This is a genomic window from Thiomicrolovo sp. ZZH C-3, from assembly GCF_054862725.1.
This window is the reverse complement of record NZ_JBTKXX010000001.1, coordinates 1369003-1387812: the sequence shown is the minus strand read 5'-3', so window position 1 is coordinate 1387812 and position 18810 is coordinate 1369003. Positions and strand designations below refer to the sequence as shown.

At 60.5% G+C, this 18810-nt stretch carries 15 protein-coding genes; 8 read left to right on the top strand and 7 right to left on the bottom strand.

Going from position 1 to position 18810, the window contains the following annotated elements; all coding sequences use genetic code 11:
* Nucleotides 1-38: 38 nt before the first annotated feature.
* The 6 genes from ACXWTF_RS07105 (at nucleotide 39) to glgP (ending at nucleotide 8943) form a co-directional block, all read left to right on the top strand.
* A complete protein-coding gene (locus ACXWTF_RS07105; RefSeq protein ID WP_461714305.1) occupies nucleotides 39-1064 on the top strand; it encodes a galactose-1-phosphate uridylyltransferase in 1026 nt (341 codons plus the stop codon).
* Nucleotides 1057-2490, top strand: coding sequence for a glycogen synthase (locus ACXWTF_RS07100; RefSeq protein WP_461714304.1), 1434 nt, complete (start codon nucleotides 1057-1059; stop codon nucleotides 2488-2490). Before ACXWTF_RS07105 ends, ACXWTF_RS07100 begins: the two co-directional genes overlap by 8 nt.
* A gap of 49 nt (nucleotides 2491-2539) precedes the next feature.
* Nucleotides 2540-4027 carry a glycogen synthase GlgA gene (gene glgA, locus ACXWTF_RS07095; RefSeq protein WP_461714303.1) on the top strand — a complete coding sequence of 496 codons (1488 nt, stop codon included), beginning with the start codon at nucleotides 2540-2542 and terminating at the stop codon, nucleotides 4025-4027.
* Between the two features lie 11 nt (nucleotides 4028-4038).
* A complete protein-coding gene (gene glgB, locus ACXWTF_RS07090; protein ID WP_461714302.1) occupies nucleotides 4039-5961 on the top strand; it encodes a 1,4-alpha-glucan branching protein GlgB in 1923 nt (640 codons plus the stop codon).
* Between the two features lie 73 nt (nucleotides 5962-6034).
* Nucleotides 6035-7300 (top strand): glucose-6-phosphate isomerase, encoded by a 1266-nt coding sequence (locus ACXWTF_RS07085; RefSeq protein WP_461714301.1) that lies wholly within the window; start codon nucleotides 6035-6037, stop codon nucleotides 7298-7300.
* 5 nt (nucleotides 7301-7305) lie between these two features.
* Nucleotides 7306-8943 (top strand): alpha-glucan family phosphorylase, encoded by a 1638-nt coding sequence (gene glgP, locus ACXWTF_RS07080; RefSeq protein WP_461714300.1) that lies wholly within the window; start codon nucleotides 7306-7308, stop codon nucleotides 8941-8943.
* A gap of 36 nt (nucleotides 8944-8979) precedes the next feature.
* Here glgP and ACXWTF_RS07075 read toward each other — a convergent pair whose 3' ends face one another.
* Nucleotides 8980-11124: an alkaline phosphatase D family protein gene (locus ACXWTF_RS07075; protein ID WP_461714299.1), complete on the bottom strand. Its 2145-nt coding sequence runs from the start codon at nucleotides 11122-11124 to the stop codon at nucleotides 8980-8982.
* A 199-nt stretch (nucleotides 11125-11323) separates the two neighbouring features.
* Between ACXWTF_RS07075 and ACXWTF_RS07070 the strand changes: the two genes are divergently transcribed.
* Nucleotides 11324-11704 carry a YbgC/FadM family acyl-CoA thioesterase gene (locus ACXWTF_RS07070; RefSeq protein ID WP_461714298.1) on the top strand — a complete coding sequence of 127 codons (381 nt, stop codon included), beginning with the start codon at nucleotides 11324-11326 and terminating at the stop codon, nucleotides 11702-11704.
* On the opposite strand, the gene ACXWTF_RS07065 is transcribed toward ACXWTF_RS07070, so the two are convergent.
* The 5 genes from ACXWTF_RS07065 to ACXWTF_RS07045 form a co-directional block, all read right to left on the bottom strand.
* A complete protein-coding gene (locus tag ACXWTF_RS07065) occupies nucleotides 11693-12970 on the bottom strand; it encodes a type 1 periplasmic-binding domain-containing protein (RefSeq protein WP_461714297.1) in 1278 nt (425 codons plus the stop codon). The genes ACXWTF_RS07070 and ACXWTF_RS07065 overlap by 12 nt on opposite strands.
* Complete coding sequence (locus ACXWTF_RS07060; RefSeq protein WP_461714296.1) at nucleotides 12967-13629, bottom strand: uracil-DNA glycosylase; 663 nt, start codon at nucleotides 13627-13629, stop codon at nucleotides 12967-12969. Before ACXWTF_RS07060 ends, ACXWTF_RS07065 begins: the two co-directional genes overlap by 4 nt.
* 77 nt (nucleotides 13630-13706) lie before the next feature.
* Entirely contained in the window at nucleotides 13707-14096 is a 390-nt protein-coding gene (locus tag ACXWTF_RS07055) for a class II SORL domain-containing protein (RefSeq protein WP_345986872.1), read from the bottom strand.
* Nucleotides 14097-14215: 119 nt separating this feature from the next.
* Nucleotides 14216-15604, bottom strand: a complete 1389-nt coding sequence (locus tag ACXWTF_RS07050; protein ID WP_461714295.1) for a phospholipase D-like domain-containing protein — start codon at nucleotides 15602-15604, stop codon at nucleotides 14216-14218.
* Nucleotides 15605-15634: 30 nt separating this feature from the next.
* Nucleotides 15635-16111 carry a HugZ family pyridoxamine 5'-phosphate oxidase gene (locus tag ACXWTF_RS07045; protein WP_461714294.1) on the bottom strand — a complete coding sequence of 159 codons (477 nt, stop codon included), beginning with the start codon at nucleotides 16109-16111 and terminating at the stop codon, nucleotides 15635-15637.
* Nucleotides 16112-16285: 174 nt separating this feature from the next.
* Between ACXWTF_RS07045 and glyS the strand changes: the two genes are divergently transcribed.
* Entirely contained in the window at nucleotides 16286-18334 is a 2049-nt protein-coding gene (gene glyS, locus ACXWTF_RS07040) for a glycine--tRNA ligase subunit beta (RefSeq protein ID WP_461714293.1), read from the top strand.
* On the opposite strand, the gene ACXWTF_RS07035 is transcribed toward glyS, so the two are convergent.
* Nucleotides 18331-18786, bottom strand: coding sequence for a DUF4188 domain-containing protein (locus tag ACXWTF_RS07035; protein WP_461714292.1), 456 nt, complete (start codon nucleotides 18784-18786; stop codon nucleotides 18331-18333). The genes glyS and ACXWTF_RS07035 overlap by 4 nt on opposite strands.
* Between the last annotated feature and the right edge of the window lie 24 nt (nucleotides 18787-18810).

Below are 18810 nucleotides of genomic sequence, written 5' to 3'. Positions count from 1 at the left end.
AGAGTACATGGCACAATATCTGATGCAAAGGGACGGCAATGTCTGAGATCCGATACGACAAGCTTCACGACGCGCATGTCCTTGTGGCGCCCGAACGGCTCCACCGTCCCGACTGCATCCCCAAACGCGTCAAATCGCACCGCCACGTCGCCAAATGCCCCTTCTGTGAGGGGAACGAGTCCCTGACGCCGCCGGAGATCTTCGCGCTGAGAAGCGCGGGGAGCTTTGCGAACGAGCCGGGGTGGAAGACCCGCGTCGTTCCCAACCTCTACAAGGCCGTGCAGATCGAGACGCCCCACAAGCACCACTACGGGATCTTCGAATACCATGAAGGGTTCGGGGCGCATGAAGTGGTCATCGACACGCCGGAGCACCGCACTTCCATGACGCAGTGGAGCGAGCAGGAGGTCGTCGACTGGCTGACCACCCTGGGGAGACGGGTTGCGGACCTGCGGCGGGACATCCGCATCGGGTATATCTCCCTGTTCAAGAACGAGGGGAGCGATGCGGGGGCGACCCAGCCCCATTCGCACACCCAGCTCATCGGATTGCCGATCCTCCCGGAAGTGAAGCGCGCCTATTATGAACGCGGCGCACGCTATTTCCGCGAACACGGCACGGCGCTGGTCGCCTCCATCATCAGCCATGAGCGCCAGGCGGGCGAACGCATTATCGCGGAGCAGGGCGGTTATACGGCCTACTGCCCCTTTGCAAGCGCCTACCCGTTCGAGGTGATCATCGCCCCGGAAACACTGCGCGGACAGATCGACACGCTTGCGCCGAAGGATTTCGAGGCGTTGGCACCGCTGCTGCTGGAGGTCCTTTCGAAACTGGAACGGCAGCTGGGATGCCTGGCCTTTAACATCGAGATCGTGACCCCTCCGTTCCATCACCCCGACGGCGCCGCGCCCAATGCGACGACGGACGACATGTTCCGGTTCATGCTCCGTATCCAGCCGCGGCTCTACCGGCACGGCGGTTTCGAGCTCTCGACGCAGATGATGATCAACCCCGTCGCCCCCGAAACGGCGGCCAGACTGCTGCGGGGTGACGCTGATGCGTAAGCCGAAGGTGCTCTTCGCGGCCAGCGAGGTGTACCCATTCGCGAAGACCGGCGGTCTGGCGGACGTCGGCTACAGCCTGCCCAAGGCCCTGGCGGAGACGTTCGAGGTGACGGTGGTGATGCCGCTGTACCACACGGTTGACCGGCAGCAATTCGCCATTGAGGGGCCGACGGATTTCTTCGACGTCATGCTGGGCACGGAGCGGCGGACCGTCTCCGTCTATGAGAGCTGCTTTGAGGGACGCGCCTACCGCTTCCTCTATGAACCCCAGCTCTGCGACCGCGATTACCTCTACGGCCCGCCGGGGGAGGGGTACGACGACAACGCGCAGCGTTTCGGCCTCTTCAGTTATGCGGTCACGGAGCTTGCCCGGCGCCTGCAGAGCGACATCGTCCATCTCAACGACTGGCAGACGGCTTTGGCAGCCCTCATCATTGCCGAGGATGAGACCCTGAACGCTGCAACCGTCTATACGATCCACAACCTTGCCTACCAGGGGGATTTCCCGAAAGTGGCCCTCACGGAGCTGGGCATCGACAAACGCCATTTCACCCACGAGGGGATCGAATTTTACGGCCGGATCAACCTGATGAAGGCGGGAATAGGGTATGCCGATGCCGTGACGACAGTGAGCCCCACCTACGCGGAGGAGATCCTCACCCACCGCTTCGGCTGCGGGCTGGAGGGGTACCTGCAGCACCACCGCGCCAAAGTGACCGGTATCGCGAACGGGATTGATACGGAACATTTCGCACCGGGGGAGGACCGTGCGCTTTTCCGCCCCTACAAGACGCCGCGGGGCAAGCGCTCGAACAAACAGCGCTACCTCTCAGAAGCGGGGCTCACCGACGCGGAGCTGCCGCTGTTCATCTTTATCGGGCGCTTTACCTGGCAGAAGGGGATCGACCTGCTCCTCGAGGCGCTGCCGCAGATGGCGTCGCTGCCCTGCAACATCGCCATCCTGGGCGAAGGCGAACCCCAGTACCATCCCCGGTTCGAGGCGGCGGCGGAAGCGCATCCGAACATCCATCTCTTTTTCGGCTACGACGAGGGGCTGGCCCACCGCATGTACGCGGCGGCGGATTTCCTGCTGATGCCCTCCCTGTTCGAACCCTGCGGGCTGAACCAGCTTATCGCGGCCCACTACGGCGCCGTACCGGTCGTCCATGCCGTCGGGGGGCTTGCCGATACGGTCGCCCCGGTTGCGACCGTGCCGGGCGCACCCATCCCCTGCGGCATCCCCTTCGACGAAGCGACGCCGGACGCCCTGATGGCGGCCTTTGAAACGGCCCTGGGGCTCTACCGCGATACGAAGGCGTGGTCAAAGGCCGCAACCCACAATATGAAGGCGGACGTCTCCTGGGGCCAAAGTGCCTCGGCGTACGCCGCTCTGTACCGGAAAATCAGCGGGAGCGCGGTAAAATGACTCCCTTTATCGCGTCCGGGACATTCCGTATTTCAACACGAGGCATTGCATGACATCATTCAATATTCTTCTGGCGGCGTCCGAAGTCGTCCCTTTCGCTAAGAGCGGCGGTCTCGCCGATGTCGCCGGCGCGCTTCCCAAGGCGCTGAAGGCCCTGGGCCACGACGTGCGCGTCGTCATGCCGCGTTACTACATCGTTGACATCGAGAAGTACAAGCTCAAGAAGCTCAAGGGCTCCCTCGGCGTACCGATGGGCAGCATGGGCGAAGCCTGGGCGGCCGTTTACGAAGGGGTACTGCCCGGCAGCGATGTCCCCGTCTACTTTATCGAGCACGAGGGCTTTTTCGGCCGTAAAGGGCTCTACGACGAAGACGGCCAGGCCTACGGTGACAACGACAACCGTTTCATCTTCTTCTCCAAAGCGGTGTTCCAGCTGGCAAAAATGCTGCGCTTCAAACCCGACGTCATCCATGCCAACGACTGGCATACGGCTTCGATCCCGCTGCTGCTCAACACCACCTACGCCTTCGACCCCGATTTTGAAGACACCGGTACGCTGCTGACGATCCACAACCTCCAGCACCAGGGCAAGTTCTACAAGGGGGCGATGGATGTGCTTGGCGTCGGCTGGGAGCACTACAACGCCGACGAACTCGAAGAGTTCGGCGGGGTGAATCTGCTCAAAGCGGGCATCGTGCACGCCGACGCCGTCAATGCCGTCAGCCGCAAATACGCCAACGAGATCCGCACGGCGGAGTTCGGCTGGGGACTGGAAGGGCTCATTGACGCCAACGCCCACAAGCTCTACGGCATTCTCAACGGGGTCGATTACGACGAGTGGAGCCCGGCGGTCGACCCCTTTATCGCGAAACAGTTCGATGCGGACAAGCTCGCCGGCAAAGCGGTCTGCAAAGCAGATCTGCAGCGCGAGTTCAACCTGCCCGAACGTGCGGACGTACCGCTGATCGGCCTGGTGGGGCGGCTTGCGGAGCAAAAAGGGATCGGGCTGCTCGCCGGGGCGGTCTGGAACCTGATGGAGCTGGATGTGCAGATCGTGCTGCTGGGCACGGGCGAAAAGTGGGCGGAACACTTCTTCAGCGACGTGGCCGCCAAGTACCCCGGAAAGTTCGCCTGCTACATCGGCTATCGCAACGACCTGGCGCACCGTATCGAGGCGGGCAGCGACATGTTCCTGATGCCGTCGATCTTTGAGCCCTGCGGCCTGAACCAGATCTACAGCCTCCGCTACGGCACGCTGCCCATCGTACGCGCCACCGGCGGGCTGGATGATACGATCGAGAACTACGGCAGTGACGGGCAGAGCGGTACCGGCTTCAAGTTCGATTTCGCAACGCCGGATGCGCTGACCAATACCGTCAAATGGGCGGTAGAGACCTGGTATGAAGACCCGGACGCCATCGACCAGATGCGTCTCAATGCGATGGCGGAGCGTTTCGACTGGGAAGTCGCGGCGGAAGCCTACAGCGACATTTACTGCCATATCATCGGCGGGCGGCGCAGCAGCCGCCACCAATAAACGGAGCCACCATGACGATCCACTACGACATCTCCCGGTTTACCGAGATGGACATCTACCTCTTCAAAGAGGGGACCCACACCAAGCTTTACGAGAAGATGGGGGCGCACTTTATGGAGCGCGAGGGCACACACGGCGTCTATTTCGCCGTCTGGGCGCCCAATGCCGAACGCGTCAGCGTCCGGGGGGATTTCAACGATTACGATACCCAGCGCCACCCGCTGCAGTTGCGCGGGGACGGTTCGGGGATCTGGGAAGGGTACATCGAAGGGGTCGAAGCGGGACTGACCTACAAGTACCATATCGTCTCGAAGTTCCATAACATCGTGCACGACAAGGCCGACCCGTTCGCCTTCTACGCGGAAGTGCCCTCCAACTCCGCGTCGCGCATCTGGGAGCTGGACGGCTACGGCTGGAACGACGGCGGATGGATGGAAACGCGCGGGCTGCACAACCGCCACGACGCCCCCGTCAGCGTCTACGAGATGCACCTGGGTTCCTGGCGCCGCAAGGTCGAGGAGGGGGACCGCTACCTGACCTACCGCGAACTGGCCGAGGAGCTGGTGGCCTACCTCAAGGAGATGAACTACACCCACGTCGAGTTCATGCCGCTGACCGAATACCCCTATTACGGCTCCTGGGGCTATCAGGTGACGGGTTATTACAGCGCGACGTCGCGCTACGGGGAACCGCAGGATCTGATGCACCTGATCGACGCGCTGCACCAAAACGGCATCGGCGTCATTATGGACTGGGTGCCGTCGCACTTCGCCGTCGATATGCACGGGCTGATCAACTTTGACGGCACCGCGCTGTACGAGCACGAGGATCCGCGGCAGGGGTACCACCCGGAGTGGGGCAGCATCATCTTCAACTACGGCCGCAACGAAGTGCGCGCCTTCCTGATCAGCTCCGCGCTCTTCTGGCTGGAGAAGTACCATATCGACGGGATCCGCGTCGACGCCGTCGCCTCGATGCTCTACCTCAACTACGCCCGCGAAGAGGGCGAGTGGGTCCCCAACGAACACGGCGGCAACGAGAACCTCGAAGCGGTCGCCTTCCTGCGCCAGCTCAACACGGCGGCTTACGGCGCCTTCCCGGACATCATGATGATCGCGGAGGAGTCGACGGCCTGGCCGATGGTGACGCGTCCGATCGAGGTCGGCGGGCTCGGGTTCGGCTTCAAATGGAACATGGGGTGGATGCACGATACGCTCGCCTATATGCACCGCGACCCGGTCTACCGCCAGCATCACCACGATCAGCTCACCTTCAGCATGTGGTACGCCTTCGACGAGAACTTCATGCTGCCGCTGAGCCACGACGAGGTGGTCCATATGAAGGGATCGCTGATCAACAAGATGCCCGGCGATACCAACCAGAAGTTCGCCAACCTGCGCGCACTGTACGGCTACATGATGGCCCACCCGGGCAAGAAGCTGCTCTTCATGGGCGGGGAGTTCGCCCAGTACGCCGAGTGGGCCTACAAGCACAGCCTCGAGTGGCACCTGCTGGAATTCCCGTTGCACCAGGGGCTGCAGAAGATGATGGCCGAACTCAACCGGCTCTACCGCAGCGAACCGGCACTCTACCTGAACGACGTGGAGCGTAAAGGCTTCGAGTGGATCGACGACGCCGATTACAGCCATAACTGCATCAGCTTCATGCGCAAAAGCGACAACCCCGACGAGACGGTCTACGTCGTCTGCAACTTTGCCGACGAGACGCGCGAAGGGTACCGGCTCGCACTCCCCGACGGCGGCGAATACGTGGAGATATTCAACTCCCAGGCCAAGGATTACGAAGGGTGGGAGATCGGCAACGACGGCGTGATCCATGCCGAAGCGACGCCGATGTACGGCCGGCCGTTCTCGCTGGCAATGACGCTGCCGCCGATGGCCGTCGTCTACCTGAAAAAGCGGACTGCACAATAGTAATACAGCACAGTGGTGCTTTTTCAGCCAAACCAGGGCTATACTGATATTAACAATTTTGAGAGGGATGACAATGTTACGTTTTGATCGCGATTTTACGTTTGAGGGTACCGAGGCACAGCAGCGGGTGATGGAGGAGGCGTTTGCCGTCGTGACCGAAGAGCACAAGGGACGGATCGGCTATTATGACCTTCCGGAGGGTTCCCAGGCGCTGGTGGAAGCGGCCAAGGCGCTGGAGACGCAGAACAGCCTGCTGGCATCGGGGGCGATCACGGACATCGCCGTCATCGGCATCGGCGGCTCTTCACTGGGGATCAAGGCGGTGGATTCGCTGCTGGACTCCCGGGGCGACAAAACCCGCGCGCTGCACTTTTTCGAAAACTCCGACCCCATCGATATCACCCGTACGATGGCGAAGCTGACCAGGGAGAAGACACTCTTCATTGTCATCTCCAAATCCGGCGGCACGATCGAAACGACCTCCATCTTCAAGACGCTGATCGCGCACTTCGGCCTGGAGCTTGAGGGTGCGGACCGCGAGCGGGTCTTCGTCATTACGGATAAAGGTTCCAGCCTCTCGCAGTTCGGCGACGCCTACGGCCTGGGGCAGTTCAACATCCCCGACAACGTCGGCGGACGCTTTTCCGTCCTCAGCGCCGTGGGTATCATCCCCCTGACGCTGGCGGGTTACGATACGGCGGCGCTGCTGGCGGGGGCGGGAAGCTTCCTCGGCTCCTTCTTCGAGGGCAAAGAGCAGCACCTGCTGGAGAAGGCGTGTTTCATCTACGAACATGACCGGGAGCACTCCGTCAACGTCCTCTTCTCCTACGCCAACGACCTGGAGAACTTTACCAAGTGGTACGTCCAGCTCTGGGGCGAGTCCCTGGGCAAGATCGATGCGATGGGGTCGCACGTCGGTATGACGCCGGTGGGGCTGATCGGTTCGGTGGACCAGCACTCCTTCCTGCAGCTGCTGATCGAAGGGCCCAAAGACAAGACTGTCACCTTTATCAGCATCGAGGATTTCGGCGCACCGCTCACGGTCCCGGAGATCTCGCTCAAGCACATTGAAAAGACCGACTTCATCAACGGCAAGAGCTTCAACACCCTGATCAACGCCCAGTGCGCCGCCACCCGTGAAAGCCTCGTGCGCAGCGGCGTGCCAACGGACGGCATCGTCATTGAACAGATCGATGCCGCGAGCGTCGGTACCATGATTATCTACTATGAACTTCTGACCTCCCTCGTCGGCGCGATGCTGTTGGTCAACACCTATGACCAGCCGGGCGTCGAGCTTGGCAAGGTGATTCTTTACGAAACATTTACAGACAAAGGCTGATCGCTATGATCCTGCATGACTACGACTTCGACCCTAAGTATGCCAAGCCCGTTGCCTACTTCTCCATGGAGTTCGCCATTCACCAGGCCCTGAAAGTCTATTCCGGCGGCCTGGGTTTCCTGGCAGGCTCGCACATGCGCAGCGCCTACGACCTGCGTCAGAACATGATCGGTGTGGGGATTATGTGGAGCTACGGCTACTATGACCAGGGGCGGCACGAAGACCGCAGCCTCAAGATCAACTTTATCCGCAAGCACTACTACTTCCTCAAAGACCTCGGCATCTGCGCCACGGTAAAGATCCATGGAGAGGATGTCCATATCAAGGCCTATTACCTGCCGCCGGACATCTTTTCGTCGGCCCCGGTCATCCTGTTGTCGACGGATATTCCCGAAAACGACTTCCTGGCCCGTACCATCACCCACAAACTCTACGATGCCAACGAGGAGACGCGTATCTCCCAGGAGATCGTCTTGGGCATCGGCGGTGTCCGGGTCCTGGAGGCCCTCAAACACCAAGTGGAGATCTACCACCTCAACGAGGGACACGCGCTTCCGCTGGCCTACGAACTCTACAAGCGCTACGGCTCGCTTGCGGCACTGAAAGAGCATGTCGCCTTTACGACCCACACGCCCGAAGCGGCCGGAAACGAGGAGCACAATATCCACCTGCTGCACCGTTTCGGCTTCTTTAACGGCCTCTCGCTCGAAGAGGTCCGAGAGCTTACAGGCGAGCAGGGTGAGAACTTCAACCTGACCGTCGGGGCCCTGCGGGCAGCGAAGATCACCAACGCCGTCTCCAAGTTCCACGGGGAGGTGGCGAACCGTATGTGGGCGGACTGCGAGGGCCGTTCGGAGATCATCTCGATCACCAACGCCCAGAACCGCCGCTACTGGACGGACAAGGGGATGCAGGCCGCCCTCGACAGCCACGAGGATTACGAACTGCTGGCCCGCAAAAAACACCTCAAGCGCCAGCTCTTCAACATCGTCGCCGACCAGACGGGGAAGATGTTCGATCCCGATATCCTCACCATCGTCTGGGGGCGCCGTTTCGCCGAGTACAAACGCCCCGGGCTTCTCAAACTCGATTTTGAACGTTTTAAAACCCTGATCGAGCGTGAAGACCAGCCTATCCAGGTGATCTGGGCCGGGAAACCGTACCCGTTCGACTCCAGCGCCGTGAACCTCTTTAACGAGCTGATCCACATCAGCCACCAGTTCAAACGGATGGCGGTCCTGACGGGGTACGAGCTGGAGCTTTCCGCGGTTTTGAAAAAGGGAAGCGACGTCTGGCTCAATACGCCGCGGGTCTCCCGCGAAGCGAGCGGTACGAGCGGGATGAGCGCGAGTATGAACGGGACGCTGCACCTCTCCACCGATGACGGCTGGCACCCCGAATTCGCCATCAACGGGATGAACGCCTTTACCATCCCGCCGATCGATCACAGCACCCCGACGGAGGAACAGGACCGCGAGGACAACAAAAACCTCATGGATATGCTGGAAGATCAGATCATCCCGCTCTATTACGAACATCCCGACCAGTGGACGCACATGATGAAGCGTGCGATGTCCGATGTCATCCCGAAATTCGATTCGGGCCGGATGGCCCACGAGTACTACGAACTGATGTACAAATAGCCCTGTGCTTGCGCTGCGGCGGCAGCGCCGGTGCCCCTATGCCAGCTCGTCCACCAGGTCACGGGAGCCGTTCGCGACGCTGAAGCGCGCGGCGATCCGCTGATGCTCATTGGCGACATCCAGAATATTCTCTACAAAATACCATGTGGCGCTGCTCTTTTCCGGCGTCAGTTCCAGCAGCATATACCCTTTGTTCGAGAGATCCGTGAATTTGATATGCGGGTCGTATGTGGAGATGAACCCTTCAAGGAGCCCTTCGGTATTGGGCAGTCCGGGCGAGGTGACCGAGGGGGTGACAAACTCGACGCCGTATTTCTCCGTCGTGCCCATCTGCTCGGTCAGGAGATAGGTTTCGGGGGTCTGTGCCAACTCCATGGCCCAGGAGGTGTGGATATCGCCCGTCAGGACCACGACGTTGTCAATGGCATTGTCGCGGATATAGTCCCAGATGCGCTGGCGGTTGGCATTGTACCCGTCCCACTGGTCGACGTTAAAGACGTTTGCCCACCCTGTGCCGGGAAGCTGCTCTAGCAATGACAGGTAGGTATCCGGGTTGATGCCGGCAGCGATCAGTTCCTCGAGGGTCGCCTGGGCCGACGCCGGGTCGAGCTCCGTGATCCGGGCGGCCAAGGCGCCCATAGGGACCTGGAATTTGCCCATCATGACCTGCTGCCCGATCAGTTTCCACGTGCGGCCGGCGTTCTTTGCCTTGCTGAGACGCTCTTTCAGCCAGGCCTCCTGTGCTTCGGAGACAAGGCGGCGGCTGGCGTCGTCATAGGCATCCGTGAAGACGTCCGCCTGTTTGTGCCGGCCCTGGATCCGGGTATCCATGATCATCAGCTCCGCCAGGTCGCCGAAGTCGAAAACACGGTAGATCTGCGGGTCGTTCGGGTCGGCGATCGGCGCGATCGGCATCCATTCACTGTAGGCGCGCACCCCGTTGGCCTTGCGTGTCTCCCAGGCACCCTCTGTGGCATCGGTATGGTTAACGGCCCCGCCGCCGGTCCCGCTGCCGTCGGGATCGTATGCGTTGTCCGCCGTTTCATGGTCATCCCAGGTCGTGATGAACGTATAGCGGGTGTGCAGCAGCTGCAGGTCCGCATCCTCTTTGTGGTGGCGGTGGCGCAGGCGGTAGTCGGAGAGCGTCGTGATCTCCTTGTTGTTCTCCGGTGCGTAGACGCGCCCCTGGGCGATCGCCTCCGCGCTGCCGTACTCCGCTGCCGCATATTCGTAAATGTAGTCGCCCAGGTGCATGACGTAATCGAGATCATCAAAACGCGCCATTTGACGGTAGGCGTTGAAGTAGCCGTGCGGATAGCTGGAACAGGAGGTGACGGCGAAACGCAGGGATTGTACTGCTTCGTCCGCGGCCGGCAGCGTTTTCGCCCTGCCGGTCAGGGAGAGGTAGGGGCGGTCGTTGGCGTCCGTCAGCGTCTCTGTCTCGAAGCGGTAGTAGTACCGGGTACCGGCTTCCAGGCCTGTCACCTGCACCTTCAGGCAGTAATCGCTCTGCGCATCGGGGGTGAGCTGGCCGCGCTGCACGATGTCGCTGAAGGTGGCCGTTTTCGATACCTTCCAGGTGACGGTGTCGGCATTGTCCGTTTCAAAGCGGCTCCAGAGGATCAGACTGCCGCTTTGGGGCTCGCCGCTGGCAATGCCCTGCCGGAACGGCTGCTGCGTCAGCCGGTTCAATCCGCAGAAGGTGTCGCCTGTCGCCGTTTCGTACAGGTAGGTGAGCTGGGCCTTTCCGTCGTCCAGGAGTGTGAGATGATAGCCGTAGCTGTTGACCCATGTCCCCGCGGCCGGTGTTGCTTCAGGCTCGGAGAGACGGGTCCACTGCATCAGACAGCGCCGGCCGTCTACCGTCTCCTCCCAGTACATGGCATCAGGAAAAAGAGCGGTGACGGTGAGTGTATAGCTCTGCCCGGCCCACGACACGGCTTCGTTTTCGGCTTCATAAAAGGTAATGTCAAGAAGGCGGTTATCGACGTCATAAGTCCAGCCTCCGTCACCGTAGAGGGTTTTTGGGGCGAAGGCCGGTACCGTATCGTCCGTGCCGCCCGGCGCCTCATCCGATGAGGCACATCCGTTGAACAGGGCAAGCGAAGCCCCGCTGAAAAGGAGACTGTTTTTGAGGAAAGTACGTCTGTCCGGTGCAGTGTGTTTGGGTGGTTTTTGCATGATATTTTACTTGGTCAAGTTGGATTTCGGCTGCCGGAAAAAGGCCCGCCGTTTTGTCGGTCCGGGATGCTACAGTAAAAAGATTACAAAAATTATTCATTTTAGTGACATTGACGTCACAAACCCGCGCGCCGGATGGTGTTGAACGGGCATGTTTTGAATACAATACGGCTGCAAGCTGTATCGAAAGGAAGAAAGTATGACCATACGCGTCTATTACGAAGACACGGACGTGGGCGGCGTCGTCTACTACGCCAACTACCTGAAGTTCTGCGAACGTGCCCGCAGCGAGCTCTTTTTCAGTAAGGGGGAGTCACCCCTGTTCGAAGGGGGGCACTTTGTCGTACGGCACATCGAAGCGGATTATCTCGGTTCGGCGGTGCTGGGGGATCTGCTGGAGGTCTCTGCGGAAGTCGTGTCTGTAAGGGGCACGGGGCTGCAGATGCACCAGGAGGTGCGGCGCGGAGACGCGCTGCTTTTTACCCTCGACGTGCAGCTCGTCTACCTGATGACCGATGGACGGGTGGGGCGGCTCGATGCCGCCAAGAAGGAAAAACTGAAGGCCCTGCTAGAAGAGTGAGTCGAATGGCGACTCCCCATCCTCCTCCATCACCGTGAAACGTGAAATCCCCGCGCGGTAGAGCGTGACGGGGTAATCTACCTGGTTGTCTTCAATGGGCACCGTGTACTCGCGCGGCGATCCCGCAGCCAGCGAATAGAAATAATCGATCCCCAGCGTCGTCGCATAATTGATCCAGTCGTATTCAATGTCGTTCTGCAGCAGTTTGTTGCTCTCGACAAGCACCCCGTTCTGCGTCCCGATAGAGTTGGCGACGAGCATGTTCTCGCGGTCCTGGGGCTGGGTGATGTCGAAGAGCATGGCGTTGTAGCCGATCTGCGTGGAGAGCACCTGGGTGGCGTTCGCATCGTAAAGGGTGAGCTGGGACATGATCATCGCGCTTTTGACCAGCGGGGTGTTGAGCAGGAAGGTGCCGTGCTGGAGTTTTTCGTTCTGATCGAGGATATGCTTCAGGTTGGTGGTCCGCTTGTCGATCGGGTAGGTGTAGATGGTCCGGCCGGCGGCATCGAAACTGCGGGGGTCTTCGTCGCTGAAACGTTCGAGGTAGGCGCTCTCCGCCGCGTTTTTCAGCTCTTCGCCCAGGGCGGATTTGTCATAGAAGACGACCAGCGGCGGGGTCGCGTTCTCCAGCAGCTTCCCGATCTGCGCGCGGTAGTCGATCCCGCCGAAGTAGAAGTGCCCGCCGTTCTCTTCGAGCTCGGTGGCGTTGACATCGGCGATATTGACGGTGGGAAGGTAGACGCTGCAGCGCGGGCGCAGCTGTACGAGGGTCTCGGCACCGCTTTTGGTAAAGGGGGCGATGACGTAGTGGAAGCGCTCCTGGTTGACGGCCGAGAGCCCGGCGCGGATATCCTCGGGGGATTCTCCACCGATATTGAAGGTCTTGAGCTCGAAATCGCGGTTCTTGCCCAGCAGGTACGCGAGCACGCTGTTCGTCGTCGATGCCGCGTAGCGTCCGATGACCCGTTCGGGCAGCAGCAGGGCGAAACGCACCCCGGTCCCGACGACGGCGCCGTCGATGTTGAAGAGCGCGACGTAGATGAGCCGCTGCTCGTTCAGGGCCTCGTCTTCGGAAGGTTCGGGCATCTGCGCGAGGAAGGAGAAGACCTGCTCATGTTCGGCGAGGTCTTCGAGGCACCCGGCGTCGCATTCGTAGGGGTCGAGGTTGAGCACGTAGGTCTTGGGCAGGGGGATGCCGGAGACGACACCGCTGCGGGCAAAGAGCAGCGCAGGGAGCAGCAGAAGGGTAAACAGAAGGGTTTTCACAGGGCAGCCTTGATGTTTTGAAGGTCAAAGAACGTCACCTTTTTGAGCGACGGGTTGCGCAGCAGGTACTGCGGGTGGTACAGCGGCACGAGCAGGGTGCCTTTGTCATAGTCGATCTTGTGTCCGCGCACCTGTTCGAAAGGGGTGCTGTCATCGGTGACGATGCGGTAGGCGTCGGGGCCCAGGGTGACGATGACTTTGGGACGGATGAGCTCGATCTCTTTGCGCCAGTAGGGCTTGCAGCTGCTGCATTCCGAGGCGGTGGGCTTTTGCGTCCCGCCCCCTTTGCACTTGACGGTATGGGTCAGGTAGACCGCGGCGGGGTCAAGCCCCAGGACGTTGGTGATCATGCTCTCGAGCGAGGCCCCGGAGCGGCCGGCGAAGTACTCCCCGCTCTCGTCCTGGGCCATCGAGACGTAGGCGTCGATGATCATCAGATCCGCGCCGCCGCTGCCCGTGCCGACCATGCTCTGGCGGCGGATCTTGGCCAGGTCGCAGAGGTGGCAGCTGCTGACGATGTGCTGCAGGGCACCCAGGTCGTTGGGAAGCTCCCCAGGGGCGCCGCGGGGGTTGACGATGACCGGGTCGCAGTAGTCGAAACCCAGGGCTTTGAGCCGGTAAAGGTTCTGCAAAAGCGCAGCGTTCTGGTACGATTTCATGAATCAGAGTATAGTGAATGCGGTGTTAAAAGGGGATTATAAGAAAACCGCCGCAGAGGCGCGGCGGGAGAGGGAAATCAGTCTTCGACTGTGACTTCGACCGGCTCGTTTTCCCAGAGGCCGTGCTTTGTACAGTACGCCTGCGCAACCAGCTTCATCTTTTTGCTCGGGATGATGTTGAAAGTCACTTCTGCGTGACCTTTCATATCCTGGCCGCCGAGCATACCGGAAGTGAAAGAAGCTTCACCGAGGAGCGTTTCGCCGTTGAAGAGGCGGATGCTTTCGATGAAGTGGTCCGGATCGTCCGGGTGCGTATACTCGTTACCCATTTTGACTGTTACCGGGAACTTTTCACCTTTTTTCGCCGTTGCAGCACAGTGGATGAACGGAGAGTGGCGGTCGATGTAGTCTTTTTTTGCTTCGCGCTCGACAGTGTCGATGTCGACATAGCGGTTGATAGTTGGCATGGCATTTCCTTCTGTTTTTGATTTACGCGAGCATTGTACACCTGCAAAGATTTAATAAAACATAAATAAGAGAAATTATATCTGATTTAATAAATACATAAGGGCCCGGAAAAGCGGGGCTACAGCTGCGGTGCGATCAGGCGCATCAGGTTCTCCCCGAGCCGCCGGAACCGCCCGGCGGGGCGGATGCTGGTGGTGGAATTTTTCAGCAGTTTTTGCATCCACGATTCGGTCTCGCCGATGATGTGTTCGGAGTAGGCGAAACTGACGACTTCGTAGTTGAGCAGGAGGCTGCGGTTGTCGATGTTGACCGATCCCAGCATGGCGCCGAGGTTGTCGAAGAGGATCGCTTTGGCATGGAGCATCGCCCCCTCGTAGAGGGCGACATGGATGCCGGCCTCTTCGAGCTCGCGCATATAGCTGCTGCGGGCGAGATCGGCCAGGAGGTGGTTGGATTCGCGCGGGGTGATGAGCTTCACGTCGACGCCCTTGGTATGGGCGATGGCAAGCGCCTGCATCAGCGAAGCGTCGGGGACGAAATAGGGCGTGACGATCCAGATGCGTTCCCGGGCGGCGTAGACGGCGCTGAGGAGCGCCTCGAAGAGGGCGTCGCCCGGCACGTCGGGGCCGGAGGGGACGACCTGCACGTAGGTGTCGCCGCCGGTGCGGACGGGGGTGCCCGGCGGAGGTGGCGCCGTTTCCGCGGCGTAGGCCCAGTCGGCGGCGAAGATCTCCACATAGTGGTAGGCCGCCGGCCCCTCGATACGGAACAGCAGGTCTTCCCACCGTTTTCGTCCGCCGGCGGGGCCCATGTATTCGGCGGAGAGGTTCATCCCGCCGGTCAGCACCGTCGTGCGGTCGAACAGGTAGATCTTGCGGTGGTTGCGGAGGTTGATGTAGTTGCGAAAGGGCATCCGCAGGATCGGCATGAAGAAGCAGACCTCCGCCCCGGCCTGGCGCAATTCGCTGAGCGGGTACTGCCAGAAGTAGAGCGGCCAGGAGCCCAGGGCATCGATGAGGAGCTTCACTTCGACCCCTTCACGCCGTTTGGCGATGAGGGCTCCGACCAGCGCCGCCGTCACCGCGTCGTGCTTGAAGACGTAGGTGCTCAGCCAGATGCTCTCCCGGGCGGTACGGATCTGCTCCAGGAGGGCACTGTAAGCCTCTGTCCCCTCGAAGAGCATGGTAAAGCGGTTGCCGGAGGTAGCACCCGGGATGCCGTTGCTGCGCAGGATGCCGTCGATGGGGTTGGCCTGGGTGACGGCGGCCTCGGTCTCGCGCATGTCAAAGGCCGTCTTGAGGTAGCGCGAGCGGCGCTTACGCGACCCCAGGACGAAGTAGAGGGGGACGGCGAGGTAGGGCAGCAGCACGATGGCGAGCATCCATGCCATCATGCTTGATGGGGTGCGCCGCTGGTAGATCATGTGCAGCAGCGAGGCGATGACCATCAGCTCGCCGAGGATAACGAAGGTATGAAAGAGCAGCAGCTGCAGCCAGTCGAAATTCATCCTACTCCTTTACCGACAGCATAGCGTGATTCACCCCTTTTTATGCCCGCCGCCGCGGCGCGGAAGCAGGGTTTCCATGTGCTCCCCGCCGAGGGTGTAGGCTTCGCCGAAACCGAAGACCGCCTCCCCGCCGACGGGGGTGAACTCGTGGAGGTGGAAATCCTGCATCTGCATCAGTGCACCGATCATCTCGGGGCTGAAGGTCTCCTTGAAACGGGACATGACGGCGTCGAAGCGCTTGTCTTCGCGGGGGACGATGCGCGTTTCGCACTGCAGCGAGACCCGTTTGCGTGCAAAGAGGTTTTCGGCGTTGCACTCATCCTCTATAAAGAAGAGCGAAGCGCGCCCCTCCCGGCGGAGGTTGGCCGCATGGCGCGCGATGTCGCTGATAAAGACGTAGTAGCGGTGATCGTCGCGGACAAAGGGGGCGTAGGAGGCGAAGGGGAAACCGTCGGCGTCTGTCGTTCCGATAACGGTGCTGCGGAACGCGGAGAGAAAATCGAGCATGGGTCCAGGCCTTTAAAGCGGGGCGAAATATGGTGCTATTATAGGGTACCTGCGTAAAAAAACGGAGGGGGCGTGCCGATTTAAGCGGCAATGGCCCCAAGGGGCGGGCGCTATCATCCGCTTTTAACCTGCCACGCGCTAAAATCGCGATACTTTTTATTCGACGGGATAGATATGCTGAAGACACTATTGATCGAAATCGGGGTAGAGGAGCTGCCGGCGGTACCGCTGCTGAGCGAGCTTGCAAACATCGAGAAGAAGTGGGCGAAGGTGCTCGAGGAAAACGCGCTGATGTGCGAGTTCGAGTTCTACTACACGCCGCGCCGCCTCGTACTGTGGCACCGCGAGTTCAAGTCCGCCCAGGACGACACGACCGAGGAGCTTTTCGGAGCGCCTATTGCCATTGCCTACAAAGACGGTGAACCGACAAAGGCGGCCGAGGGGTTCGCGCGCAAATGCGGCGTGTCGCTGGACGAGGTCGGCCGCGCGGAGAAGGGCGGCAAAGAGGTCCTCTACTATAAAAAAGAGATCAAAGGCCAACCCTCCAAGGACCTGCTCGAGGGGATGATCTCCCAGTGGCTGCGTAGCCTCAGCTTCGGTAAATCCATGCGTTGGGGGTCGCTTGAAGAGAGCTTCATCCGCCCGATCCGCTGGGTCAACGTCATGATGGAGGGCGAGTGCGTCGACATGACCCTCTTCAACGTCAAGAGCGCCCCGGTCACCTACGTGCACCGTATGCACAGCTTCGAGCCGCAGATGGTCGCGGACGAGAAGCAGTACTTCGAGCTGCTCGAATCGGGTGCGGTCACGCTCTTCGCCGACGACCGCCGCAAGACGATCATTGATGCGTTTGAAGCCCTCGAAAAAGAGCACGGCATTGCCATCGAGGTTGACGCCGACCTGCTTGACGAGGTCATCGCCATCACGGAGCACCCGACGCCGCTGCTGGGCAGCTTCGACGACACCTTCCTGCGCCTGCCGCCGGAGGTCATCATCACCTCCATGAAAGAGCACCAGCGCTACTTCCCTGTTTTCAAAGACGGCAAACTCGTCAACCAGTTCGTCGTCGTCTCCAACGCCCTGACGGAGGACTTCAGCAAGGTCGTCGAAGGCAACGAGCGGGTCCTCCGCCCGCGCCTCGCCGACGGGCTCTTCTTCTACGACAACGACCTGAACAAGGGCCTCAGTACCGAGGGGCTGGAGAAGGTCGTCTTTATGGATGGCCTGGGAACGCTGCGCAACAAAATCGACCGCGAGCACGACATCGCCGACGCCCTCTTTGAGCGCTACGGCGACCTCGTGACGGCGGAGAACAGCCTCTCCTACGAGATGAACCAGGAGCTGCTGCAGCGCGCCGTCGAACTGGCCAAGGCCGACCTGATGAGCGAAATGGTCTATGAGTTTACCGAGCTGCAGGGCCTGATGGGCTACTACTACGCGAAGGCGCTTGGCGAGGCGGACGAAGTCGCCCTCGCCATCAAAGAGCAGTACCTCCCCGAAGGCGAGGACTCCCCGGTACCGTCGACACGCTTCAGCGCCCTCGTGGCCCTTGCGATCAAGCTCGACACCCTCCTGGGGCTCTTCAGCGTCGACCAGATCCCGACCGGTTCGCGCGACCCCTTCGGTCTGCGCCGCGCCGTCAACGGGATCGTCCGCATTGCCCTGGCCCACGGCCTGCCCTTTGACATTGCCGCGACCCTGCGCGAACTCGGCAGCAAGTACGAAGGGATCGATTTCGAAAAACTCGAATCTTTCTTCATCGAGCGGGTCAACCAGTACTACAAGGTCAACCCTTCCATCGTCGCGGCGGTCCTTGCTTCCGGCGAACGGGAGATCCTCTCCCTCGACGCGAAGATCAAGGCCGTTGCGAGCTTTGTGGAGTCCGATAGCTTCTCGACGATGTTCTCGACCTTCAAACGTGTCGCGAACATTACCAAGGACTTCGACGTCAACGGTTCGCTCAACATCGACCTCAGCCGTTTCGAGGCGGTGGAAGAGGGCGCGCTCTACAAAGCCTTCAAAGCCGTCGTCGATGCCGAGTATGACAGCTACGAAGCGGAGCTCGACGCGCTCTTCGGCCTGAAACCGGAGCTCGACGCTTTCTTCGACAACGTCATGGTCAACGCCGAGGACGAAGCCGTCCGCTACAACCGCAAAGCCCTCGTTGCTTCCGTCTACAAGACGCTGCTGGGCATCGCGGACATCAAAGAGATCTCGATCTAACCCCGTCCGCCTTCCAGGCGCCCCCTGGCCGATGCATGGCGGCCCTCCGCTTCGACAAAACCGAACGCCTTCGCCAGCCCGAACTGCGGCATATTATGATAGATATTTTCATACTGCCCCGGCCGCACGACATAGGTCTCATGCCAGATACCGACGTCGCCGCTTGAACCGACGCGTTTGTTGAAAGCTGCCCATGCCGGCGGGTGCTCCCCGTCTTTGAGCCCCGCGAACTGCTCCAGGTGCTCGAACGACTTCCAGTACTGCACCAGGATGATCGTACGCCCGAACCACTGCTCGTAGTGCAGCAGGCCCAATTCCGGGTCCGCCTGCAGCTCCCTGAGCATCCGCGGCATCGCCAGCGCTACCGGCAGCCACTTGTGGATTTTCCACGGCTTATTGATGCGCATCCCGATCAGGAAGACGACGAACTCGCCTTCGGGCCTGGCGGTCATTCTTTCATTGTAAATCTTTTGCAT

Bases quoted from the DNA above. Each gene is read 5' to 3' on its own strand.
- ACXWTF_RS07105 (WP_461714305.1), top strand. From the start codon at position 39: ATGTCTGAGATCCGATACGACAAGCTTCACGACGCGCATGTCCTTGTG.
- ACXWTF_RS07100 (WP_461714304.1), top strand. From the start codon at position 1,057: ATGCGTAAGCCGAAGGTGCTCTTCGCGGCCAGCGAGGTGTACCCATTC.
- glgA (WP_461714303.1), top strand. From the start codon at position 2,540: ATGACATCATTCAATATTCTTCTGGCGGCGTCCGAAGTCGTCCCTTTC.
- glgB (WP_461714302.1), top strand. From the start codon at position 4,039: ATGACGATCCACTACGACATCTCCCGGTTTACCGAGATGGACATCTAC.
- ACXWTF_RS07085 (WP_461714301.1), top strand. From the start codon at position 6,035: ATGTTACGTTTTGATCGCGATTTTACGTTTGAGGGTACCGAGGCACAG.
- glgP (WP_461714300.1), top strand. From the start codon at position 7,306: ATGATCCTGCATGACTACGACTTCGACCCTAAGTATGCCAAGCCCGTT.
- ACXWTF_RS07075 (WP_461714299.1), bottom strand. From the start codon at position 11,124: ATGCAAAAACCACCCAAACACACTGCACCGGACAGACGTACTTTCCTC.
- ACXWTF_RS07070 (WP_461714298.1), top strand. From the start codon at position 11,324: ATGACCATACGCGTCTATTACGAAGACACGGACGTGGGCGGCGTCGTC.
- ACXWTF_RS07060 (WP_461714296.1), bottom strand. From the start codon at position 13,629: ATGAAATCGTACCAGAACGCTGCGCTTTTGCAGAACCTTTACCGGCTC.
- ACXWTF_RS07055 (WP_345986872.1), bottom strand. From the start codon at position 14,096: ATGCCAACTATCAACCGCTATGTCGACATCGACACTGTCGAGCGCGAA.
- ACXWTF_RS07050 (WP_461714295.1), bottom strand. From the start codon at position 15,604: ATGAATTTCGACTGGCTGCAGCTGCTGCTCTTTCATACCTTCGTTATC.
- ACXWTF_RS07045 (WP_461714294.1), bottom strand. From the start codon at position 16,111: ATGCTCGATTTTCTCTCCGCGTTCCGCAGCACCGTTATCGGAACGACA.
- glyS (WP_461714293.1), top strand. From the start codon at position 16,286: ATGCTGAAGACACTATTGATCGAAATCGGGGTAGAGGAGCTGCCGGCG.
- ACXWTF_RS07035 (WP_461714292.1), bottom strand. From the start codon at position 18,786: ATGACCGCCAGGCCCGAAGGCGAGTTCGTCGTCTTCCTGATCGGGATG.